This window comes from uncultured Eudoraea sp. (assembly GCF_947258525.1).
Lineage (GTDB): Bacteria > Bacteroidota > Bacteroidia > Flavobacteriales > Flavobacteriaceae > Eudoraea.
In genome coordinates, this window is sequence record NZ_CAMYIP010000027.1 from 1 (window position 1) to 4202 (window position 4202).

General features: G+C 37.3%; 4 protein-coding genes. All 4 read left to right on the forward strand.

Annotation, left to right across the window (positions count from 1 at the left end):
• Positions 1–235: 235 nt before the first annotated feature.
• The 4 genes from Q0X89_RS02080 to Q0X89_RS02095 all read left to right on the forward strand — a co-directional run bounded on the left by Q0X89_RS02080 (position 236) and on the right by Q0X89_RS02095 (position 3966).
• Positions 236–694, forward strand: coding sequence for an antitoxin Xre/MbcA/ParS toxin-binding domain-containing protein (locus Q0X89_RS02080; protein WP_297690951.1), 459 nt, complete (start codon positions 236–238; stop codon positions 692–694).
• Positions 691–1146 (forward strand): RES family NAD+ phosphorylase, encoded by a 456-nt coding sequence (locus Q0X89_RS02085; protein ID WP_297690952.1) that lies wholly within the window; start codon positions 691–693, stop codon positions 1144–1146. The genes Q0X89_RS02080 and Q0X89_RS02085 overlap by 4 nt, the downstream gene beginning before the upstream one ends.
• A 466-nt stretch (positions 1147–1612) precedes the next feature.
• Positions 1613–2362 carry a DUF6090 family protein gene (locus tag Q0X89_RS02090; RefSeq protein WP_297690953.1) on the forward strand — a complete coding sequence of 250 codons (750 nt, stop codon included), beginning with the start codon at positions 1613–1615 and terminating at the stop codon, positions 2360–2362.
• Positions 2363–2385: 23 nt separating this feature from the next.
• Positions 2386–3966 carry an NAD(P)/FAD-dependent oxidoreductase gene (locus tag Q0X89_RS02095; RefSeq protein ID WP_297690954.1) on the forward strand — a complete coding sequence of 527 codons (1581 nt, stop codon included), beginning with the start codon at positions 2386–2388 and terminating at the stop codon, positions 3964–3966.
• The last annotated feature ends 236 nt before the right edge of the window (positions 3967–4202 follow it).

Below are 4202 nucleotides of genomic sequence, written 5' to 3' on the forward strand. Positions count from 1 at the left end.
GAAATAAAACTGGTGCTAACAACGTGTCCTATGAAAAGCCCTAGTCCATCCCGATAGCTCCCGATAACTCCCGATAGCTTCTCCTTCGTAATACTATGGAGAAGGAGCTATCGGGACGGGACGGGACGGGACGGGAGGGCTCATATACGAGACCGTTAGAGTGCATTAACTTAATTCCTCGAAATATTTGGAAAATACGACAAATGTCGCTATATTTGTGACAAATGTCGGATAAATGATACCTAAACTTATTGATCCAAGTGATGAGCAGGATACAGTTTTTAAATGGCTGGATATCAAAAGAAAAACTCCCAGACCTACTAATAGCTCATTTGCATACATGAGGATAATTAAAGGTGGCCTGAAAAGTAAATCAATAAAATCTTTTATTAAGCACTCCAACCTAACTCAAAAACAGGTATCCAGACTAATACATATTTCAGAAAGAACACTTCAAAGAAACGCTCCTGAAAAAGTAATCAATATTGGCATTTCGGAAAAATTGGTTGAACTGACCAGATTATTTCACAAAGGAATTGAGGTCTTTAATGACAAAGAAAAGTTCAACACCTGGCTATTTCGTCCAAATAAGTCTCTTGAAGATCAAAAACCTATAGAGTTAATAGAAACTAGTCTCGGAATTGATCTGGTCTTTGATGAATTACTAAAAATTGAGCATGGGGTCTTCTCATGATTGTATTCAGAATTGCAAAAGAGAAATGGATAACGGATTTATCCGGTATTGGAGCTAAATTATCCGGTGGCCGCTGGAATCCAAAGGGACTGCCAATAATTTATTGCGCCTCTACTTCATCTCTGGCCATCCTGGAGAAATTAGTAAATGTTGATTATGACTTACTCCCGGACGACTATTTTTTGGCAGAACTTGAAGTGCCGGATTCTAGCATAGTCAAAATTCCAATAAAAGACTTACCCGGGAATTGGAATCAATTTCCAAGTCCCGACAAACTAAAAGAAATTGGTAAAGAATGGATCGAAAATGGCAAACATCTTATCCTTGAAGTGCCAAGTGCAGTGAATCCAACAGAAGTGAACTACTTGCTAAATGTGCAACATCCGTTAATAAAGAAAATCAAAATAAAGAAAACTTACCCAATTGCAATTGATGAGCGATTAACAAAATAATACGCACCCTTACAACGGTTGTAACTCCCGTTGTAAAGTAAATCCAAAAAATCATTAAATTCCGGAATACTAAATTTTCGTGTTATCGTTTTATGTTCACATCCATCACCAATTACTAAATGGTTTCGGACAGGCGTTTCCTATATTCCCGGTTTTATTATGAATAATAAGTATCAAATATGAGTATTTTGTGCACTTCTATTAATCACCACCGGAATTATCTTATTTTCAATGCAAAGTAAACCCTCCGATTGAAGCAAAAGCCGGCAACGTATATTCTCCATGACTTGCAAACCAATAATTCTGAATATCTTTTGAAGATTCCATCGCTCTGGTTTTATTTGCTAAATTAGTTGTACAAATAAAGGAATAATTATTTCAGTAATCCCCTTATTTAAAGCTGAATACAGTAGTCATTAAAGACGTAAAAATCCAGCATTTATGCCAAACAATTAATTAAAAGATCATGAAAATCTTTAGAAAGCTTCGCCTAAACTTTTTGAATCAAGGCAAAACCAGTAAATATCTGAAATACGCTTTAGGGGAAATTCTATTGGTTGTAATAGGTATTCTTATTGCCTTGCAGGTAAATAACTGGAATGAAACCAGGATTGCCCAGAAAAAAGAAAAAAAGATATATAGTAAAATTTTACTCGATCTTGACATTGCGCTTGATAACGTAACTTCCGATTTTGAAAGATTTCAGGAACACCAGAAGATGCATGCACAGCTTTATAAGGAAAGCAGGGGCCTGGTGGATTATGATCCAAATGTAAATTATCATCTACTGCGATTGACACGGCATTATATCCCGGTAATAACTGAAAATTACCTGAATTCAATGCCTATGATCACAAATGAAACCGTTAGGGCAGCGCTTAATGATTATATCAAAGAAGAAAAGATGACGCTAAAAGCCTATGAGGACTTTAACAATATAAAAATGGAAATGGTTCGGCCTTTTACAGAAAAAAATGGTTTAATGAGCGCTGATGTTGTATTTCGTGAAGTGAATCCGAATTGGAAAAATGTACGGGACACCGTCAATAATTTGATCCGCTATGATAAACTTAAAGAGCTATATGGTAGTCAGGAGTTAGACCAAATTCTTTCATCTTTATGGCTGAATACAGGTTATCCACTCTACAGGAGTGAAGTTCAAATGGAACAAATAAAAAAGCTTAAAATTTGCCTGGAACAAGCAATTAATGAGTAAAAACCAATTGAAATAACAGTCAAATGATTCAGTCCTATAAACAACAACCACAATTAGAGGAAACCTACGACACAATTATAATAGGCTCTGGAATGGGTGGTCTTTCAACGGCAGCAATCCTTTCAAAGCAAGGCCATAGAGTTCTGGTATTGGAAAGGCATTATACAGCAGGAGGTTTTACTCATGTATTTAAACGCAAAGGCTATGAATGGGATGTAGGTATCCATTATATTGGCGAAGTACAACGGAAGAACAGTATGATGCGTAAACTGTTTGATTATATTACCAACGGTGAATTGAAGTGGGCCGATATGGGAGAAGTTTATGACCGAATTGTCATTGGCGATAAGCACTTTAACTTTGTGAAAGGGGTCAAAAACTTTAAGAAACAAATGATTTCCTACTTCCCGGAAGAAGAGCGCGCCATAAACACCTATGTAGATTTAGTCTTTAAGACGGTAAAAGCAAGTAAGAACTATTTCATCAGCAAGGCTATTCCTCCCTTTCTAAACACCCTAATCGGAAGGTTCCTGAAAACACCATTTTACAAATTAGCGGATCAAACAACCGATGAGGTATTGCGTTCTTTGACTACGAATGAAACTTTGATAAAAGTGCTTACTGGTCAATACGGGGACTACGGATTACCTCCCAAACAAAGCAGTTTTTACATGCACGCTACAGTCGTAAGACATTATTTTGATGGCGGGAGTTTCCCAGTTGGTGGTTCTTCTCAGATTGTAAAAAATGTTGCCCCGATAATAGCAGCTTCCGGCGGGACAATACTTATTAACGCAGAAGTAGCCGAAGTACTCATTGAAAATAATAGGGCTAATGGGGTTCGGATGACAGATGGAAAAATAATTAAGGCCAAAAACATCGTTAGTAATGCAGGTATAATGACCACCTATACGAAATTATTGCCTTCTGAATCAGTTAAAAAACACCGGCTTAAAGAACAATTACAAAAAGTAAATCCATCAGTGGCACATGCAAGCCTGTATGTTGGATTGGAGGGCTCGCCTGAAGAACTTCAACTTCCAAAAACAAATTATTGGGTATATCCGCCCGAAGGCGATCATGATACTTGTGTTAAACGATATTTAGAGGATTTGACACAGCCATTTCCGGTAGTTTATATATCATTCCCCTCCGCCAAAGATCCTGACTGGTCTAATCGGTACCCCGGGAAAAGCACAATTGATATCATTACACTGATCCCTTATGAAATATTTGAAAAATGGTCTGATACCCCATGGAAAAAAAGGGGAAAGGAATATGAATCAATAAAAGAGGAGCTTGCTCAAAGGTTATTGAAGGAACTATACAAACAACTTCCTCAGGTTGAAGGAAAAGTGAATTGTTATGAACTTTCTACGCCGCTTAGCACTAAGCATTTTGTTAATTATAAAAAGGGAGAAATTTACGGTTTAGATCACAGTCCCTCCAGGTTCAGACAAGCTTTTTTAATTCCCAGGACACCAATCAAAAACTTTTATCTTACAGGTCAGGATATCGTCACGGCGGGAGTAGGAGGAGCTTTGTTTTCAGGAGTTTTGACTACCATGGCCATTTCCGGTAAAAATGTTCTGAGAAAGGTTTAGCCAATTTTTAATTCAATCTGGACCGATATAAATGAAAAGAAAATAGCATTAACGATGAATATTTGTAAATGCCCTCCTATTCATAGTGCTAAACATATAGGAAACGATAGCTTTTGATTCAAATGGACAAGTCACAGATCATAGCATGGTTGCTGGAAGGCGATGTTTCAATTCAATACCAGGTTCACAGGGATTTGTTAGGCAATGAAAGAAAGGACCTGCAGGACAGAATTGCC